Origin of the sequence: Halorussus halobius (genome assembly GCF_004765805.1) — an archaeon.
Classification (GTDB): Archaea; Halobacteriota; Halobacteria; order Halobacteriales; family Haladaptataceae; genus Halorussus; species Halorussus halobius.
Genome location: NZ_ML219773.1, coordinates 454,635 through 472,797 on the forward strand (window position 1 = coordinate 454,635; position 18,163 = coordinate 472,797).

19 protein-coding genes and 1 tRNA gene are annotated in these 18,163 nt (G+C 70.8%); 16 read left to right on the forward strand and 4 right to left on the reverse strand.

From position 1 onward, the window contains the following. Window positions 1-2 precede the first annotated feature (2 nt). Entirely contained in the window at window positions 3-533 is a 531-nt protein-coding gene (locus tag EPL03_RS02310; protein ID WP_135827723.1) for a hypothetical protein, read from the forward strand. Between the two features lie 348 nt (window positions 534-881). Here EPL03_RS02310 and EPL03_RS02315 read toward each other — a convergent pair whose 3' ends face one another. Then, window positions 882-1,949: a matrixin family metalloprotease gene (locus tag EPL03_RS02315; RefSeq protein ID WP_135827724.1), complete on the reverse strand. Its 1,068-nt coding sequence runs from the start codon at window positions 1,947-1,949 to the stop codon at window positions 882-884. A gap of 242 nt (window positions 1,950-2,191) precedes the next feature. Then, a complete protein-coding gene (gene cca / locus EPL03_RS02320; protein WP_135827725.1) occupies window positions 2,192-3,598 on the reverse strand; it encodes a CCA tRNA nucleotidyltransferase in 1,407 nt (468 codons plus the stop codon). Between the two features lie 142 nt (window positions 3,599-3,740). On the opposite strand from cca, the gene EPL03_RS02325 reads away from it, so the two are divergent. The 8 genes from EPL03_RS02325 (at window position 3,741) to rdgB (ending at window position 10,575) form a co-directional block, all read left to right on the forward strand. Then, window positions 3,741-3,813 (forward strand) — tRNA-Asn (locus EPL03_RS02325). A 621-nt stretch (window positions 3,814-4,434) separates the two neighbouring features. Then, window positions 4,435-5,478: a lysylphosphatidylglycerol synthase transmembrane domain-containing protein gene (locus tag EPL03_RS02330; protein WP_135827726.1), complete on the forward strand. Its 1,044-nt coding sequence runs from the start codon at window positions 4,435-4,437 to the stop codon at window positions 5,476-5,478. A gap of 82 nt (window positions 5,479-5,560) precedes the next feature. Then, complete coding sequence (locus tag EPL03_RS02335) at window positions 5,561-6,016, forward strand: 30S ribosomal protein S19e (RefSeq protein WP_135827727.1); 456 nt, start codon at window positions 5,561-5,563, stop codon at window positions 6,014-6,016. Between the two features lie 72 nt (window positions 6,017-6,088). Continuing rightward, entirely contained in the window at window positions 6,089-6,430 is a 342-nt protein-coding gene (locus EPL03_RS02340; RefSeq protein WP_135827728.1) for a DNA-binding protein, read from the forward strand. Window position 6,431: 1 nt separating this feature from the next. Further along, window positions 6,432-7,022, forward strand: a complete 591-nt coding sequence (locus EPL03_RS02345) for a DUF7411 family protein (protein ID WP_135827729.1) — start codon at window positions 6,432-6,434, stop codon at window positions 7,020-7,022. A 141-nt stretch (window positions 7,023-7,163) separates the two neighbouring features. Next, on the forward strand, window positions 7,164-8,471 hold the full coding sequence (gene hisS, locus EPL03_RS02350; protein WP_135827730.1) for a histidine--tRNA ligase: 1,308 nt from the start codon (window positions 7,164-7,166) through the stop codon (window positions 8,469-8,471). Between the two features lie 329 nt (window positions 8,472-8,800). Beyond that, the gene (gene truA, locus EPL03_RS02355) at window positions 8,801-9,607 is read left to right on the forward strand and encodes a tRNA pseudouridine(38-40) synthase TruA (protein WP_135827731.1); all 807 of its coding nucleotides are present in this window, start codon (window positions 8,801-8,803) and stop codon (window positions 9,605-9,607) included. A gap of 422 nt (window positions 9,608-10,029) precedes the next feature. After that, on the forward strand, window positions 10,030-10,575 hold the full coding sequence (gene rdgB / locus EPL03_RS02360; protein ID WP_135827732.1) for an RdgB/HAM1 family non-canonical purine NTP pyrophosphatase: 546 nt from the start codon (window positions 10,030-10,032) through the stop codon (window positions 10,573-10,575). Window positions 10,576-10,631: 56 nt separating this feature from the next. Here rdgB and EPL03_RS02365 read toward each other — a convergent pair whose 3' ends face one another. Both EPL03_RS02365 and EPL03_RS02370 read right to left on the reverse strand, forming a co-directional pair. After that, complete coding sequence (locus tag EPL03_RS02365; RefSeq protein WP_135827733.1) at window positions 10,632-11,111, reverse strand: DUF5812 family protein; 480 nt, start codon at window positions 11,109-11,111, stop codon at window positions 10,632-10,634. 82 nt (window positions 11,112-11,193) lie between these two features. After that, on the reverse strand, window positions 11,194-11,808 hold the full coding sequence (locus tag EPL03_RS02370) for a hypothetical protein (RefSeq protein ID WP_135827734.1): 615 nt from the start codon (window positions 11,806-11,808) through the stop codon (window positions 11,194-11,196). 299 nt (window positions 11,809-12,107) lie between these two features. Between EPL03_RS02370 and EPL03_RS02375 the strand changes: the two genes are divergently transcribed. The 7 genes from EPL03_RS02375 (at window position 12,108) to EPL03_RS02405 (ending at window position 18,135) form a co-directional block, all read left to right on the forward strand. After that, entirely contained in the window at window positions 12,108-13,247 is a 1,140-nt protein-coding gene (locus EPL03_RS02375) for an ATP-binding protein (protein ID WP_135827735.1), read from the forward strand. A 109-nt stretch (window positions 13,248-13,356) separates the two neighbouring features. Further along, window positions 13,357-13,746, forward strand: a complete 390-nt coding sequence (locus tag EPL03_RS02380) for a fluoride efflux transporter FluC (RefSeq protein ID WP_135827736.1) — start codon at window positions 13,357-13,359, stop codon at window positions 13,744-13,746. Then, window positions 13,743-14,093, forward strand: coding sequence for a fluoride efflux transporter FluC (locus tag EPL03_RS02385; protein ID WP_135827737.1), 351 nt, complete (start codon window positions 13,743-13,745; stop codon window positions 14,091-14,093). Before EPL03_RS02380 ends, EPL03_RS02385 begins: the two co-directional genes overlap by 4 nt. A gap of 90 nt (window positions 14,094-14,183) precedes the next feature. Continuing rightward, window positions 14,184-15,119 (forward strand): hypothetical protein, encoded by a 936-nt coding sequence (locus EPL03_RS02390; protein ID WP_135827738.1) that lies wholly within the window; start codon window positions 14,184-14,186, stop codon window positions 15,117-15,119. 127 nt (window positions 15,120-15,246) lie between these two features. Beyond that, the gene (locus EPL03_RS02395; RefSeq protein WP_135827739.1) at window positions 15,247-16,371 is read left to right on the forward strand and encodes a hypothetical protein; all 1,125 of its coding nucleotides are present in this window, start codon (window positions 15,247-15,249) and stop codon (window positions 16,369-16,371) included. Window positions 16,372-16,412: 41 nt separating this feature from the next. Further along, window positions 16,413-17,450 (forward strand): hypothetical protein, encoded by a 1,038-nt coding sequence (locus EPL03_RS02400; protein WP_135827740.1) that lies wholly within the window; start codon window positions 16,413-16,415, stop codon window positions 17,448-17,450. Between the two features lies 1 nt (window position 17,451). Beyond that, window positions 17,452-18,135: a hypothetical protein gene (locus EPL03_RS02405; RefSeq protein ID WP_135827741.1), complete on the forward strand. Its 684-nt coding sequence runs from the start codon at window positions 17,452-17,454 to the stop codon at window positions 18,133-18,135. Window positions 18,136-18,163: the final 28 nt, after the last annotated feature.

An 18,163-nucleotide genomic window follows, 5' to 3' on the forward strand; every position in this document is an offset into this window, starting at 1 on the left:
TCGTGTCGCGTCTGTGGAACGAGCTGTCGCGCCGCGAACTCGCCGTCGCCGCCCTGATATCGCTCATCCTGCTCGGACTGCTCGCCCGGAACCTCGTCGACGCGACGACCCGCGAGGAGTCGGTCCGGGCCGTCGCCGTCGTCGTCGTGCTCGCGCTGGTGTTCGGCTACCGCATCGTGAGCCGCCACCTCGACGCACGGCCCGACGGTGCCCTGCTCCTGGTCGTCGGCGGGGTCGGGGTGGCCGTCCTGCTCGCGGCCGCGCCCTCGGCGTTCGACGCCGAACTGGTGGCCGCGTTCGGCGCGCTCGCGCTGCTCGGTGGGGCGCTGGTCGTCGCCCCCTCCGTCGACCTCTCGACGCGAGCGTTCGGCGGCGTGCTGGTACTGGCCGGCGTCGGGATAGTGGGGGCCGAGGTCGTCGTGTTCCGCGAGGGGCGGGGCGTCGTCCTCGGCGGCCTCGTCGCGCTGGTGGGGGCGCTGACGGTGCTACGGCCGGCGGAGTTCGAGCGGTTGGAGCGCGAGGCGGAACAGTAGATAGAATCCGCGAGCGCCGGGCGAATTATCCGGACAGTATGGGCTATCTCGGCCGGTTACGACGGCGTGGGGTCGTCGGTTCGAGCGATTACGACGGCGTTATATCTCGTTTCGGGCTAGTTACTGCGTGAGCCACTGCGTACCGCGACCGCCCGGCACCGCAACCGCACCGGCACCGCGACCGCACGGCGGGAGCCTCACGCCTCCCCAGCCTCCTCGCTTCGCTCGTCCACCGGCAGACCGGTGGTCTGCCGAGCCTGCACTCGCATCCACTCGCGCAGACCTCGCGCGTTTTGGCGCGACACGAGGTCGCGCCAGCACGCGCCGAGTCGGAAAGTATCCTCGCGGTCAGTCTGCCGCCCACCACTCGCTCCGGCGGTCGTCGTGGCTGGCGTCCCGGAACGGCGCGGGCCAGTCGGCGTCGTCGGCGAAGCCGAAGCCGTAGCCCAGCCAGTAGCCGACGTGCCAGCCCGCCGCCTCGACGTCGACTGCGCCCAGCGAGATGCGGAGTCGGTCGTAGCGTTCGAGCGCGCCGTCGCCGTCGGGGTCGGTGCCCCGAACTCGGCCACACGACCCCCGTTCGCCGGTCCGGCAGGGCGGGCCGTCGACGAACTCGACCACCACGTCGGCCTCGCGCCGGTCGTCGACGAGTCGGAACGAGACGTTCGCCGGCACCGTTCCGTTCGCGCCCTCGGCGTAGTAGTCGAGCGCGCGCCGGACCTGCTCGCGGGCCGCCCCGGGGTCGTCGGTCCGGTTCGCGTCGACGGCCACCGTGAAGTTCGAGCGGTTCCACGGCAGGTCGCGCTCGGTCGCGTTCGCGCGCGGCAGCGTCGTCAGGTTCCGGGACGGAGCCATCACCGACTGGGGCTCGGAGGAGTGGTTCAGGCCGAGGGTGTGGCCGAGTTCGTGGACTACGACGAGCCGGGTGGACTCGTTCGAGTACGTCCCCGCGACCTCGACGGTCACCGGCCGGCCGGCGTCCCACCCGGGGCCGACGTAGGGCGCACAGCCCGCCGGTTCGGTCACGTTCGCACACGAGTCGATGCGGTCGACGAACTCGACGACGATGTCGGGATGGTCGGCGTCTGGCTCCAGCGCAAACTCGACCGGGAAGCCGGCGTAGCGCGTGCTGTTGGCCGCCCAGAAGTCGAGCGCGTCGGCCACCAGCGGTCGGAACGTCCGCGAGTCGTTCGTCCGGTCCGAGACGGCGACGGTCACCTCCTCGGCCGCCCACGGATGCGAATCGTCGGGACCGTCCCCGGTCGTCAGCGCCCGCCGGTCGGTCGACCGCTCCCCGCCGTCCCCGGTCCCGGGCGACCACTCCCAACCGCCCGCGGCGTCGCTCCCGACGTCGGGCGGGTCTGTCGCACACCCCGCGAACGCGAGGAGCGCTGCGACCAGCACCGTTCGCCACATGGACTCGTCCCACGACGCGGTCGAGTATCAAGGTTTGCGGCCGATTCGCGTATAGTCCGGGGTTGGGACGGGATAGTCACGTCCGGACGCCGACTCGGCTGGGCGGGAGGGACCTCGAACGCCCGGCGTAACTCGGGCTGGCTCGCGCGTGCCGCGACGATTGCGGGTCGGTACCTCCGGTCCCGACCGCTTACCGCACATCCGGGGCGTCTCACGCGCTCCGTACCGGACTCGCGGGTAGCTCACGGCCCGGGGTCGAAGTAGTCGGCCAGTTCCGCGCCGAACTCGTCGGCCAGTTCCGCGACCGCCTCGCCGACCAGTACGTCGTACCCCGATTCGAGCGACGACTCGACGTGCGCCCCGAGCGACACGTCGAAGAGGGCGTCGCTCCGGACGAACGCCTCGGCGGTCCGGAACTCGCGGTCGCGCTCGACCACGTAGCGGTCGCCGTCGAGGAAGGGGCCGTACACGTCGGGGTCGGCGGCGTCCTGCGACTGCGTCCCAGGGTTCGACGAGCTCCGCCCGTCGGCGTACTTCTCGAAGAACCCCTCGGCGTGGTCGCGGACGTGGACCGGTGGCCCCTCGTGGCGCTCGACCGTCGGGCGCTCGGCGACTTCGAGTTCCGCGAACAGCACGGCGTCGTCGTCGGCGAACGCCGCCGTCCGCAGGGGGTCGAACCCCCGTCGGTCGAGTTCGTCCCGGACGCCGGCCAGCGACTTCCGGAGCTGGGGGTAGAGCTGGTCCTCGACCACGTCCGGGGCGTCGAACCGGACCGCGACCGGCGTGGTCGCCCGCGCCGCGACCCGCTCGCGGACGTCCTCGGGCGAGAGCGGGGCCGGCGGGTCGGGAACGAACAGCGACTCGCGGGGGTCGGCGAGCAGGTCGCGAGCGTAGTGTTGGACCCGCGCGACGTTCTCGGCCGAGCAGACGGCGGCCACGTTGCGCTCGGGGTCGGTCGGGTCGACGACGACCAGCGGGTCCTGAAACTCGACCGTTCCGTGGGCCTCGGGGTCGAACCGGACCGGCGGGTGCCAGTCGTCGGCGGCCGCCTCGATTAGCGCCCGGAAGCTCCCGTACTCGACGACGAGCAGTTCGGTCAGGTAGCCCGAGAACCCCCGCGTTCGAAGGTCGCTGCCGTACGCGCCCACGCCCTTGAGGAACTGCTTGCAGAGCCGAACTTCGTCGGCGAGGTCGGCGTCGAGCCGCGATTCGAGGTACTGGGTGTGGAACGGCGTGCGGTCGACCGCCGACTGGATGTCGGTCGCCGAGTCGAGCCGGTAACAGGGAACACAATCCACGCCGAACCCCTCGTATTCGCCGACGACGTAGGGGTGTTCGGCGTACTCTTCGCGGCCCTCGGGCAGCACGGCGTGGCCGACCGCCAGCCCGTACTCTTCCAATCGCTCCCGGGACAGGTCGGCGGGGAATCGCACGAACAGGTCGATGTCCCGGTCGCCGGCGATCCACGTCCCGCGGGCGGTGCTGCCGACCTGCACCACGTCGGCGTCGACCGCCAGGTCGGCGATGGCCGCCTGGGCGCGCGCCCGGAGCTCCGCCACGGCCGCCCGCATCCGCTCGCGCTCGTCGTCGCCGGGCCGGACGCGGTCGCGGACTGCGGCCGTCACCTCGTCGAATGGGTCGCCGGTCATCGTCGGCCACTTCTCGGTCCCGCGTCGAAAACGTGTCGTCTCGGTGTCCGGCGGGGCCCTCGGCCCCTGCTGCCGCCCCGCAGTCGCGCGAAAACGAAAGCCCTATCAACGAACTCCCGCTTAGGCACGAATGCGATAGGGAGCCGTCGTAGCTCAGTTGGTAGAGCGCCACGCTGTTAACGTGGTGGTCCCAGGTTCGAGCCCTGGCGACGGCGCTTCTCCCGGCGCGCAAACCGACGAGCGTAGCGAGTCGCCAGCGCGCCGCGCGAACGTTTACCTCGACAGGGTCGAGCAGGCCAGTCGCACGCCCGGAACGGCCCGCAGGGCCGCACGCCCGGACCGTCTGGGCGAGTTCGAGCCCTGGCGACGGCGCTTTTTGCCGCTCACGAATTGCGAGGAGTCTCGTCTCCGAGCGACTCTGGGACGCCGTGCGGATACGGAAGTCGAACTGAGGTCGTCCCGAACGCTCTCGGCGCGCTCGCCACCGTCAGACGTTCCTGCTCGCTTCGCTGCGCGGGCTACGACTGACGAGGTCTCGTTCGCTTCGCTCACGAGACGGTCGCTCAGCGGGATATCTCGCGGGCGCAGTTCTGCGCCCGCGAGATAGTGGCCCGCGGAGACGACCACGCGAACGCGAGTCCTGTCGGAAGCAAGTTCCGACAACGTCACACTCGCTTCGCTCGCGTGACCCCGCCTCGCCCTTTCAGTCCACCAGGAATGCTGGGTGGTTCGCCGAGCGCACTCGGTGAGCGAGCAGACGAGTTGCAGCCCGGAACGGCGCTACGGGACGCTTCCGTTCGGTGGCTTCAAGCACCGACGCGCCGTCTATGGGGGCGATGGGGGTAGACTTCGGCGACGCGAGGTCGATAGCCGCCGGGTTCGGCGCGGGAATCGTGGTCCTGCTCGCGCTGTACTCGGTTATCGGCGTCACCGACGTACTGGCGGCGCTCTCGGGGGCCCAACCGGCGCTCGTGGCGGCCGTCTGCGTGGCGGCCGTCTGCTGGCTGTTCGCGTGGGGGCTGGCGCTCCGCACCGTCCTGTCGGTCGTCGGGGTCGCGGTCTCCCCGATTCGGGCGTTCATGCTGCTCGCGGGCGCGACGTTCGCCAACAACGTCACCCCGTTCGGGCAGGCCGGCGGCGAGCCCTTCGCCGCGCTGCTGGTCGCCCGCACCACCGGCACCGCGTACGAGAACGGCCTCGCGGCGGTCGCCAGCGTCGACACCATCAACTTCGTGCCCTCGATCTCGTTCGCGCTGGTCGGCGCGGGCTACTACGCGACCCGGTCGACGGTCGCGGCCCGGGTCGAGGTCGCCGCGCTCTCGCTCGCTGCGCTGGCGCTCGGGGTCCCGGTCGCGGCGTACCTCGCGTGGCGAAACCGGGCCCGGGCGGCCGACGTGGCCGTCGCGGTCCTCGTTCCGGCCGGCCGCGCGGTCGGTCGGGTCGTCCCCCGAATCCGGCCGCCGGACGCGGCCGACCTCCGGCGTCGAATCGCGGGCTTTTTCGCCGCGCTGGAGCGCGTGGCGGGCGACCGCCACAACCTCGCGCTCGCGCTGACGTTCTCCGCGGCGGGGTGGCTCCTGCTGTCGACGTCGCTGTGGCTCTCGCTGCTCGCGCTCGACCACGCCGTCCCGTTCGCGGCCGCGCTGTTCATCGTCCCGCTGGGGAGCGTCGCCGGCGTCGCACCCCTGCCGGGCGGTCTCGGCGGCGTGGAGGCCGCGCTGGTCCTGCTCATCGTCCCCATCACGGGCGTCGACGCCGGGACTGCGGCCGCCGCCGCGCTCCTCCATCGCGGGGCGACCTACTGGCTCCCGGTGCTGGTCGGCGGGAGCGCGACCGCGATGCTGGAGGCCGACAACGTCGCCGAGTCGGCGAGCGACTGACCGCCCCGACCCGCAGACTGGCTTCCCGCCGGCGACGCTCCGTAACGATGCCTTTAAGCGCCGCGACCGGGAATTCGTGGGTATGACGACGCTCTACGACGTTCCCGCGGACGACCTCATCGACGCGGTCGCCGCGAAACTGGAGGACCGATTCGAGACGCCCGACTGGGCCGAGTTCGTCAAGACCGGCGAAGGCAAGGAACTCCCGCCCGAGCAGGAGAACTTCTGGCACCGCCGGACCGCCAGCGTGCTGCGGAAGGTCGCCATCGACGGCCCGGTCGGCGTCGAGCGGCTCGCCACCGAGTACGGCGACAAGAAGGGCGGCTCGAACCGGTACCAGGTCGCGCCCGAGCACCGCACCGACGGGAGCCGAAAGGTCATCCGGACGATGCTCCAGCAGCTCGAAGACGAGGACCTCGTCGACACCGAGGGCAGCGCGGGCCGCGTCGTGACCGGCGACGGTCGGAGCCTCCTCGACGACACGGCGGGCGAGGTCATGGAGGACCTCGACCGTCCCGAACTCGAACGGTACGCGTAACTTCCGAACGGGTTCTCCGCCGAGTCGCTCCGTAATGGTTTTTGGCCGTGCGCCGTAACGATACCACAACCCATGAGCGACCAGCCCGACGACGAGCGACTCGAAGAACTCCGCAAGCAGAAGATGCAGGAGATGCAGGAGCAGTCCGGCGACGAACAGGCCCAGCAGCAGGCCCAACAGCAGGCCGACGCCCAGAAGCAGGCCATGCTCCGCAAGCACCTCACCGACGGCGCGCGCAAGCGGCTCAACTCCGTCCGGATGAGCAAGCCCGACTTCGCCGACCAGGTCGAGCGCCAGATACTCGCCATCGCGCAGAGCGGTCGGGTCAACGGCAAAATCGACGAGGACAAGATGAAAGAGCTCCTCCGCGAGATGAAGCCCGACTCGAAGAGCTTCAACATCCGGCGTCGGTGAGATGGACCTGGGTCTGCTTTACAGCGGCGGCAAGGACTCGTCGCTGGCCGCTCTCCTTCTCGAGGACTTCTACGACGTGACGCTCGTCACGGCCACGTTCGGCGTGCTCGACGCTCACGAGCACGCCCGCGAGACCGCGGCCGAACTCGGGTTCGACTTCGAGACGGTCGAACTCGACGACGCGGTGGCCGCAGAGGCGGTCGACCGGATGATGGCCGACGGCTACCCACGGAACGGCATCCAGCAGGTTCACATCGCGGCGCTCGAAGCCGTCGCCGGCACGGCGTTCGACGCGGTGGCCGACGGCACCCGACGCGACGACAGGGTCCCCTCGGTCTCGCGAGCGCAAGCCCAGAGCCTCGAAGACCGCCACGGCGTCGAGTACATCGTCCCGCTGGCGGGGTTCGGTCGCGGCGCGGTCGACGCGCTGGTCGAGGAGACCCTCGACGTGACGACGGGTCCGAGCGAGGAGATTCCGAAGGCCGACTACGAGACCGAACTCCGGACGCTGCTGGCTCGCGAACACGACGAGGACGCCGTAGCGGACGTGTTCCCCGACCACACGCAGACGTACGTGACCGGACTGCGGTGAGTCGGTGGCGCGTTTCGCGCTCCCCGCCGCTTCCCGTCCCTGCGAGCGTCCGGTCTGGCAACCGAGCCCGGCGACTTCCCTCGCCCGGCAAGCCCGGCGCGAAGTAAAAGCTTCAAGCGCGCGCTCGTCCAACGAAGTCGCATGTACGACCGAATCAAGGGATTCCGCGACTTCTATCCCCCGGAGATGGGCGCGCGACGCGAGCTGTTCGACGAACTCGAATCGACCGCGCGCCGGTACGGCTTCCGGGAAATCGGGACCCCCGCCCTGGAGCGCACGCAGATGTACGTCGACAAGAGCGGCGAGGAAATCGTCGACGAACTCTACGCCTTCGATGACCAGGGCGGGCGCGGGGTGGCGCTCACGCCCGAACTCACGCCGACCGTCGCCCGGATGGTGGTGGCCAAACAGCAGGAGCTCTCCAAGCCCATCAAGTGGTTCTCGACCCGGCCGTTCTGGCGGTACGAGGAACCCCAGCAGGGACGGTATCGGGAGTTCTACCAGACCAACGTCGACATCTTCGGCTCCTCGGACCCCGCTGCCGACGCCGAAGTCCTCGCGTACGCGGCCGACGCGCTGACCGGCCTCGGGCTGACGGTCGACGACTTCGAGTTCCGGGTCAGCCACCGCGACATCCTCGGTGGCTTGCTCGACGCCTTCGACGGCGACGTCGACGTCCGCGCGGCGGTCCGCGCAGTGGACAAAAGCGAGAAGGTCGACCGCGAGGAGTACCACGGCCTGCTCAACGACGCCGGGCTCTCGTACGCGCAGGCCGAGGAGTTCGACGACCTGCTCGACACCGACGAGGACGACCTCCACGAACTCGTCGACTTCGCCGGGACCGACCGCGTCGAGAGCGCGGTGACCAACCTCCGGAACGTCCTCGACGCCGCGGCCGACTTCGGGGCGCGCGAGTACTGCGACCTGTCGCTCCGGACCGCCCGCGGGCTGGACTACTACACCGGCGTCGTGTTCGAGTGCTTCGACTCGACCGGCGAGGTCGGACGCTCGGTGTTCGGCGGCGGGCGCTACGACGACCTCATCGAGAGCTTCGGCGGTCAGCCCACGCCCGCGGTCGGGGTCGCCCCGGGCGCGGCCCCGCTGTCGCTGCTCTGCCAGCGGGCCGGCGTCTGGCCCGACGAGAGCGCCACGACCGACTACTACGTCCTGCAGGTCGGCGACACCCGCGACGTGGCGGCCGAGATAACTCGCGACCTCCGGGCGGACGGTCACGTCGTCGAGACCGACGTCTCGGGCCGGAGCTTCGGCGCACAACTCGACTACGCCGACTCCATCGACGCCGAGACGGTGGTCATCGTGGGCGAGCAGGACCTCGCCGACGGCAACGTGACTGTCAAGGACATGGCGTCGGGCGACCAAACCACGGTGCCGGTCGAGGAGTTCCCGCCCGAGGACGTTCGGCGGCCGACCTACGAGGACTTCGAGTAGTCGGTGCGGAGACGCGAGCGTCGTCGATTCGGTCGAACTCCGAGACGGTGCGCGCCACGACGCCTCGGCCGCGTTCCCCCGCTGTTCGGCCCCGAACGGCCTCGTCGCAGTCGCTCGTACGTGGCGAACAGACGGCACGGGGTCCAGCAAGTCCACCCTCGGTGAACCGCGGAGCGGTGTGCCGTACTCCCGCGAGGCCGCTCCGCGACGATGCTCAGGTCACGGGCCGTCTTGGCCCCGCTTTCCGGTTTAAAGCTTTGCGAAAATCGGGAATCCGGCTTGGCGAGAGTTCGACTCGAATTAAGTACTCGCGGAGCCAACTCACCGCCATGCGCGCCTTCCGGGTCGCCTACGACGGTCGGCCGTTTCACGGGTTCCAGCGCCAGCCCGACGTTCCCACGGTCGAGGGGCGCATCTTCGACGCATTCCGCGAGTTGGGCGTCGCAGACGGCAAACCCGAGGGGTACGCCGCAGCGGGGCGGACCGACGCCGGCGCGTCGGCGGTCGCACAGACCGTCGCGTTCGAGTGTCCGGACTGGCTGACCCCCGCGGCGCTGAACAGCGAACTCCCGGCCTCGATTCGGGCGTGGGCTAGCGCCGAGACGCCCGCGGGGTTCCACGCGACCCGCGATGCCGCGTTCCGGGAGTACGTCTACCACTGGCACGCCCCCGACGCCGACCTCGCGCGGGCCGAGGACGCGCTCGCCCGACTCGCCGGCCGGAACGACTTCCACAACCTCACGCCCGACGACGAGGGGACCGTACGGGAACTGGACGCGACGGTCCGACGCGGCGGGACGGACGGGGACGGATACCTCGTCTTTCGGTTGCGTGCCGGCGGATTCGCCCGACAGTTGGTCCGCCGCGTCGTGTCGCTGGTCGGTGCCGTGGCGACCGGGGACGCCGGGGTCCCGAAGGTCGAGCGCGTGCTGGGTCCCGAACCGGTCGAGGGACCTGCGGGCGTGGCTCCCGCGCCGGCGTATCCGCTGGTGCTGGCGGACGTGGCGTATCCCGAACTGACGTTCTCGGTGGACGGGGACGCGGCCGTGAACGCCCGGGAGTCGTTCGAGTCGCTCCGGGTAGAGCGGGCGACCGGCGCGCGGGTCGCGGACGAGATAACGGCGCGAATCGAATAGTCGAACGCGGTTTCGCCCGCCGGACCGTCCTCCCGGACGCGCCCGCTCGGCAGTCCACGGGACGCGCCCGCTCGGCAGTCCACAGGACGCGCCGCGCGCCAGCTCGTGGGCGCGCAAGCGGGGAGGCGCGGGGCGCGGTGCGGTGGCGGTGCGGGGTGGTCGCGGTGCGGTGGCGGTTGCGGGGCGGTGCAGTGCGGTCGCTCACAGGTCGAGGCAGAAGCTAGCTCCGAACCGACGCGACTGTAACTTCGTCAGCGACGTAACGGGGACCCCATCATCGACGCGACTGTAACTCCGTCAGCGACGCGACTGTAACTCCGTCAGCGACGCGACCGGGAATCCGAAACCGACGCAACTCCGGAACCAACGACTATAACCGCCCCGCAGTTCGACCGCGAACCAACGAGCGTGACTGTCAGAGCATGAGCATCCGATTCGTGACGAGCAACGAGGGGAAGGTCGAGGAGGCCCGCGAGTACCTCGACGAACCGGTCGAGCAGGTGAACTACGACTACACCGAAATCCAGAGCGACGACCTCGCCGAAATCGCGGTCGCCGGCGCGAAGGAGGCCTTCGAGGCGACCGGGGGCGACGACCCGGTGGTCGTCGACGACGCCGGACTGTTCGTCGACGCGCTCGGTGGCTTCCCCGGGCCGTACTCCGCCTACGCCGAGGACACGCTGGGCGTCGAGCGCGTCTGGACGCTCGCCGAGGCCGAGGAGAACCGCCGCGCGCGCTTCCGTGTCGTCGTGGCGTACTACGACGGCGAGCGCGCCGAGACGTTCGCGGGCGCGGTGCCGGGCCGCATCGTCGCGCCGCGGGGCGACGGCGGGTTCGGCTACGACCCGATATTCGAACACGAGGGGACGACGCTGGCCGAGATGAGCACCGAGCGCAAGAACGCCATCTCCCATCGCGGCCGGGCGCTGGCGAAGTTTGCCGACTGGCTGGCCGACCGCGACGAGTAGCGATTTCCGCCGGCAGGTTCGGCGGGCGCGCCCGACCACGGGTCGCCCAGCGCGGACTACGGCATGTAGCGGACGCTCACCACGCCGTCGTCGGCTCGGACTTCGACGCGCGAGACGCCGAGGCGCGCGGCCCGCGAGAGGGTGCCCTCGTCGTCGAGGACGTCCTTGACCGCGTCGGCGGTGTCCTCGGGCGGCACCGTGAGGACGTGAATCTCGCCCTCGCCGGCGCGCTCCTCGCGGACGATTTCGCCAACGTCCTGCTGGGCGGCGAGTTCCCGTTCGCGCCGGGTGGGCGGTTCCTCGCTGCGCTCGGTGGTGAGGCTGCGCCGGTCGTCGACCTCGACGACCGACCACGTCAGGTTCATCGGCGGGTCGGGCGCGACGGTCGCCTCCAGGGCGTCGCCCTCCTCGACGCCGGGGTTGGCCGAGAGGGTGTGGACCTGCCCGTCGCGGGCGTCCTGCAGGACGGCCGAGTCGTCCTCGGCGTGAGTGACGAGGAACGTGCTCGTCTTCTCGCTGGGGTCGGGGCCGGACATGGCGTCGGCTACGGACGCGAGGCCCTTGCCGATTGCGCTCTCGGCCGCGGGCTCCGGACCATCCGCCCGGCCCCGTGGCGGCCTACCGCGCGAGTCGATAGACGACCGGAATCAGCGCGCCCGCGAGTATCGGCGGCGCGACCGCGTACACCGCCGGGAGCGCGTAGAGGAACTCGACCACGGGCGCTATCAGGGCCGGCGGCGTTCCGCGCTGGCCCGAGGGCGCGGAGACCAACAGCGCGAGGTACAGCGACCCCACGAACAGGTAGCCCGACGCCGCGAGCAGGGCGTCGGTCCGCCGGCTCGCGGTCCCGCCGGCGCGCCGCCGGTCGGCCCCGACCACGGGCGCGGCCAGCCCGACCAACAGCAGGACGCCGCCGACGACGAGGAACGCCCGCGAGAACGTCGCGAGCTCGGACTGGCCTGCGGTGTTGAATATCCACACCGGGAGCGCCAGCACCAACAGGAGCGCGAGCAGGACGGCGAGGAACGCGCCGACCACGGCGTAGGACTTGAGCAGGTAGGAGTCGGTTTCGCCGACCGCCCGCCGGAACGAGCCGACCACGAGGCTCTGGGACGCGCGGGCGTCGGTCGCCGAGTCTTCCGGGTCGCTCGACGGAGCGCCAGCGCCCCCTGTCGGCGCGCCGGCGTCGTCCGCCGGAGCGCCGGCGTCGGTCCCGGACTGGGCGTCGGTCATCTCGTCCGGAGGTTGGTCCGGCGGGGTCAAAAGGCGTGCGATGGCCGAGTGTGTCGAACCCACTCCACGACTCCCGTCGGGGCGGCTTCAGATTGCCCCGACAACCGACTCGTCGCGCTCGGTGAAGCGACCGCCAGCCTTGGCGTCCGCGCGAGCGCAGACTCGCCAGCCGCGGTTCGTCCGCCGCCGGCGAGCGCGCCGAGGGTCTTCGAGGACCTCACCACTCGAACTGGCGTATCTGACCAGTATCGCGATTCGGAGGCAAAGATTCAAGTACGAAAGCGGGACCAGGACGGCCCGTGACCCACGTCCTCGGACGCTCCGACGACCCCGACGGCGAGTCCGCGACCGTCGACCCCCACGAGTCCGGCGACGCCCGCCCCTCGGCCCGATTCGGTCGCTACCGCGCCCGCGACGGCAGCCACGGCGCGGCGGTCCGACTCGACCTCGACCGGCCCCACGTCGGCCTCGTCGTGGGCAAGCGCGGCTACGGCAAGTCGTACACGCTCGGCGTCCTCGCGGAGGAACTCGTCCGCGCGGCGGGCGTCGCTCCGGTGGTCGCCGACCCGATGGGCATCTTCGGGTCGCTGGCGGACCTCGGCGCGACGGTGGTCGACTCCCCCCGCGTGGCCGCCGACGCGCTCGCACCCGGGGCGTGGTGTGACCTGCTCGGCCTCGCGTCCGACTCCCCGACGGGCGCGCTGGTGTGGCAGGCGGCGTCGGCCCGCGAGACGCTGGCGGGGATGCGGTCGTTCGTCGCCGACGCCGACACCAAGGCCGAGCGCGCGACTCGCCGGGCGGCCGACAACCACCTCGCGCTCGCCGAGTCGTGGGACGCGTTCGCGCCGGACGGACTCGCGCCGGCGGCCCTGCTCGATTCCCCCTCGGCCGCCGGGACCAGTGCCGGCACCGTGCTGGACCTCTCGGGGCTGGACGCTCGCCCGGCGAACGCGGTCCTGCGTGGGGTCGCGGCGGGCCTCTACGACCACTGCGTGTGCGAGCGCCCCGACTGGCTCCCGTGGCTGTTGGTCGACGAAGCCCACGCCTTCTTCGGGGACGCGGCCGAGCGCGGGTCCCGGAACGTCGCGGCTCCGGCGCTCCGGACCGCCGTCACGCGGGGCCGCCAGCCCGGTCTGAGCCTCGTCGCCGCGACCCAGCGCCCGAGCGCGCTCCCGGCGGTGGCGGTCTCGCAGGCCGACCTGCTGGCGGCCCACCGGCTCACCTCGCGGGCGGACCTCGACGCGCTCGCGTCGGCCCGGCCGACCTACCTCGCGGCGTCGTTCGAGGAACGGCTCCCCGACGCGCCGGGCGAGGTCCTGCTGGTCGACGACGCCACCGAGAGCGTCCACGCGGTCCGGGTCCGGGAGCGCGAGACGCCCCACGGCGGCGCGAGTCCGCGAGCCAGCGACCGGCGGACGGAGGTGGACTCCCCGGAGTAGTTCGGCGGTCGCGCCCGGCACGACGAGGTCCGGACGGCCGCGAGCAGGCGAGCGGTCGACGCCACGGGTTCGAAAGCGATATCCGCGTCGTCGCGCTCGTCACGACCGAATGTCGGAACGCGACCGCCTGAGACCGCTCGCGCTGGTCGCTCTCGGCGGGTTCGCCGGCGCGGTCGCCCGCCACGGCGTCGGGGCGGCGCTGCCCGGCGGCTTCCCGTGGGCGACGCTCGCGGTCAACGTCGCGGGGAGCTTCGCGCTGGGTGCCCTGCTGTTCGAGGAGCGGCTGGTCGGCCGACTCGGCGCGGAAGCCCGCCTGCTGGTGGGAACGGGCTTGCTCTCGTCGTTCACCACCTACAGCACCTTCGCGGTCGAGACCGCCGCGCTCTCGCCGACGCTGGCGGTCGCGAACGTCGGCGCGAACTACGCGCTCGGGTTCGCGGCGGCCGTGGCAGGTCGGTTCGCCGTGGGCGAGTTCGCGGCGTCGGAGGCGACCGGATGAACGCCGCGCTGTTGGTCGGCGTCGGCGGCGCGCTCGGAGCGCTCGCCCGATTCGCGGTCGGGAGCCTGCTCCCGGGTGGCGCGCGGGACGTGCTCGCGGTGAACGTCCTCGGAAGCCTCGCGCTCGGCGCGCTCGTCGCCGGACTCGCCGAGGACGCCGCCCTGCTGACGGTGTTCGGCACCGGCTTCTGCGGCGCGTTCACCACGTTTTCGAGCTTCGCGGTCGAGACAGTCGACCGGTACGAGCGCGGCCGGCGACGGGCGGCGGTCGCGTTCGCGGCGGCGAACCTCGTCGGCGCGCTGGCCGCCGTCGCGGCCGGCGGGTGGCTGGCGACCGCGCTCGCCTGAACCGTGCCGCCGTCACTCGCCGAAAAATTTAGCATCGACCGGTGCAGTGTGGGAACCGACGCCGACCGCCGGCGAGCGCGCTGACCGACCATGGCACGGAAATACCGAACCTTCGTCGAGACCGAAATCGCGGACGAACAGTACGTCGTCGCGAAACCGATCGATCCGTCGGACGAGTCGGTCCTGCTCGCTACCGACTGGTTCGATGCCGACGACCCCGTCGAGCCACGGTGGGGAGAACCCGTCCGTGCCATGCTCCGTCCCGACCTCGCCGGCGGGACGGACGGCTCGGGCGACGTGGGAACCGTGGCCCGCGAGCGGGCCGTCGCGCGTCTCGTCGAGGCCGACGGCGACGGCCGGGAGTTCGCCGCGAGCGAGGTCGAGGCCGAGGCGCTGCTCGACTTCCTCGCGGCCAACGACGTGGTCGCGCTCGATCGCGACTCGGTGGTCCTGCTTCGAGACCCCGACGGGGCGTCGAGGGAGGTGGTGGTGACGTGGGCAATCGCGCTGGACGCCTGCGTCGACCAGATAGACGCGATGCTGGACCGGCTCGACCGGGCCGACGCGACGCGCCGGCAGGGCGAGGACTTCGATTACGAGTCGGTGGTCGAGCCGGCGATGGCGACCTACGAGGAGTTCGCAGCGCACGTGACCGCTACCGTGGGTGTGGCGTCCCCGGAGTCGACCGACTCCGGGGACCTGCAGGTCGTCGCCGACGAGGGAACGCCCGTCGAGACGGCCGATTCGACTGCCGAGACGGCCGATTCGACTGCCGAGACGGCCGATTCGGCCGCCGAGGCGGACGTCGGACTGCTCGTCGACCGCTTCGAGGACGTCCGGGAGACCGTCGTCCGCCAGCGTGACGAACTCCGACAGTTGGCGCTGGGCCGGGCGATGTCTCCCGGGGTCGCGGAGAACCTGACCAGTCTCGTCGAGGCACTCTCGGGGACCGACGACGTGCCGGCGGTGGACGGCGAGCGAGCGAGCGCGGAGGAAACGAGCGCCGGGGACGACGACTCCCGGTGACGACCGCTCGACGTATCGGCTCGCCGAAACTCTTCCCGGTGGATTCTCCCTGCTCGCCCCGTCGACGCGGTCTCACGTCGCGGATACGTCGCAAACTTTAGTATGGAGGAACGAGGTGGGAAAATCGATGCCACTGCGTCCCACCGACACCGACGTTCTCGCTGACATCTCCACGTCGGTCGCGCTACAGAACTACGGATTTCTGTACGTCGACCGGGTCGGCGACGAGATTCGGTCGCAGTACGAGAGCACGGACACCGGACCCCTGAAGGCCAGTTCCCTGTCGAAACAGGACATCAAGAAGGCGCTGGACGACGTGGTTTCCGACGAGTACTCCGAACTCCAGCGACTCCGCTCGGGGGTGTACTACTACGACCCCTTCGGGACCGGCGACAACCGGGAGATAACGGGCGAACTCACCGCGCTGTTCCGCCAGCAGCTCGTGGTCACCAGCGAGAAGCTCCGGTCGCGCTTCGAGATCGCCATCGACGACATCGACTTCTTCACCGACGAACTCGAGGACCGGCGGCTGCTCAAGCGGGTGGCGGCGGGCGAGCGCGACTACTACACCATCGGCTCGCAGCTCAAGGAACAGGCCGGCGAGGCCGGCGTCGACGACCGACTCCACGAGAAGGCGACCTACGGGAAGCTCTCGCACGGCCAGCTCGAGAAGGTCATCAACGTCTCGGCTACCTCCGACGTCATCCGGTACCTGGAGGCCGAGGGGTTCGTCATCGACCTCGACGGCGAGTACCTCGTCCAGAGCGACGACGCCATCGCGGAGTTCGGCGCGTACCTCGCGGGCGAGATCGAGGACGACGTCGTCACCGAGTTCGAGCAGTCGGCCTACGTCCTGCCGGGCGACGAGTTCTCCCAGTTCGTCGAGAGCCAGGTCACCGACCGCTCGGACGTGCTCGCGCAGGCCCGCGAGGTCCGGAGCCAGATTCTCGACGCCGTCGAGGACTCGCTGTTCGAGCGGCTCGGACTCGAGGAAGACGCGCCGGTGGTTCGCCAGACCGACGAGTTCGAGTCGTACGTCGACCGACGGGCCGAGGAGATACAGCGCGAGGTCACCGGCAGCGACGAGCGCCTCGCCACCGAGGCGGACTTCCGCGACGTGGGCCACCCCATGATCGAGGACGTCCGGGTCGGGACCGCACAGCAGGCCAACGAGTACGCCCGGGACGCCATCCGCGAGCGGTTCGACGAGCTCGTCAGCCAGGAGTTCCGGGTCGAGCAGTCCGAATCGTGAACCGAACGACCGACCAGCGACACACCGAGTGAGTGCCACGCATGCCACGCAAATACCGAAACTTCACGCCGACCGAGATGCAGGACGGAGAGTACGTCGTCGCGGAGCCAGTCAACCAGACCGACGACGCGGTCCGACTCGAAGCGGGCTGGTTCGACACTGAGGACGACATCGAAGGCGAGTGGGAAGAGCCCGTCGGCGCGATAATCCGGAGCGACCTCACCGACGGGATGCAGCTGTCGGAGGGGACCGGCACCATCTCCCGCCGGCAGGCGGTCGAGAACCTCGCGACGGCCACCAACGACGGCGAGCAGATAGTCGCCAACGAGTCCGAGGCCGAGGCGCTGCTCGACTACTTCGCCGACAACGAGGTCCTCGAACTCGACGGCAACGACGTCGTCCTGCTCAAGGACCCCAACGAGGTGTCGGGCGAGATGGTGCTCAACTGGGCGGCCGCGATGAGCGCCTGCGTCGACAAGATAGACGAGACCATGGAGCGATTCGAGCAGGCCAAAGAGAAGCTCCAGAAGCACATGGAGAGCGTCGACACCAACCCCCAGCGCGCCGAGGAACTCATGAAGGAGAAGGGTCAGGAGCTCATGGCGCTGGGGGACAGTTCGGGGTTCCCCGACCGGAGCGAACTCTCCGAGGAGCAACAGCAAAAGTACGACGTGCTCAAGGAGGACTTCGTCTACTACAAGAAGCTCACCGAGGCCGAACAGGAGAACGTCTCGACCGCCCAGAAGGGCATCGACGAGATAAAGCGGATGATAGACAAGCTCGAAGGGGCCCGCAGCACCCTCGACCAGAAGCAGGGCGAGATCAGACAGCGGGCGCTCAAGGAGCGAGTGTTCCCCCAGAACGACGTCGACATCGCGATGAACATGGGCGAACTCGTCACCAGTCTCACCGGCGTCGGCAGCATCGAAGAGGAGGCCGAGGAGATGTCCGAGGACGACCTCGAGAACGCCGTCACGGACCTCATGAGCGACACCCAGAGCATCGAGTCGGCCGTCGACGACGTCGTCGCCGAGGAGGCCGACGAGGAGGAGGGACAGACCACCGACTTCGCGGTGTAGCATGCAGGCCAAGTCGCTGCTCGGGAGCGCGCGGGTCATCGACAGGCGGCTCGAGGACCTGCTGGCGGCGAACCTGCTCTCGGAGGGGCCGGCGGCGTGGACCCACGCCACCGCCATCCGGGACGCGCTCGGCGACGTGGCCGAACAGCTCCGCGCGAGCGTGCCCCTGCCGGCGGCCAGCGACGACCCGGCCCCGTCCGACGAGCGCTTCTTCGGGCTGCTCGACGCGGTCGCGGCCGACCCCGACCCGACGCCCGAGCGCGTCGCCGAGGCGCTGGCGGACGGGTCGCCGGCGGACGCGACCGCCGGCGACGACGAGGACGGGCCGCTGGCTCGCCTCCGCGCGGACGCCAGAGTCGAACTCCGCGGGTCGCGGCTGGTGGTCCCGCTTGGCGACGACCCCACCGGGCGCAACTGGTGGGCGGTGCTGGAGTACCTGCGCGAGTCGGTCGCCGCCCTCGCAAGCAAGGCAAGCCGGGTCCGCAGCCGGATGGTCGTGACCAGCGCGGACGGCCTGCTGGTGACCGCGTGGGACTCCGTCACCCAGCGCCTCGACGTGCTCGCGGACGTCCTCGAGGAGATGACCGCGAACGGGCGGTACGCCGGCCGACAGGCCACCGCCGCCGACGACGAATCGACCGAGTTCGTGGCGTGGACCGCCGACCAGTTCGGGAGCGAGGGGTGACGGGCAACCGGAACCCATGAGAGCCAGA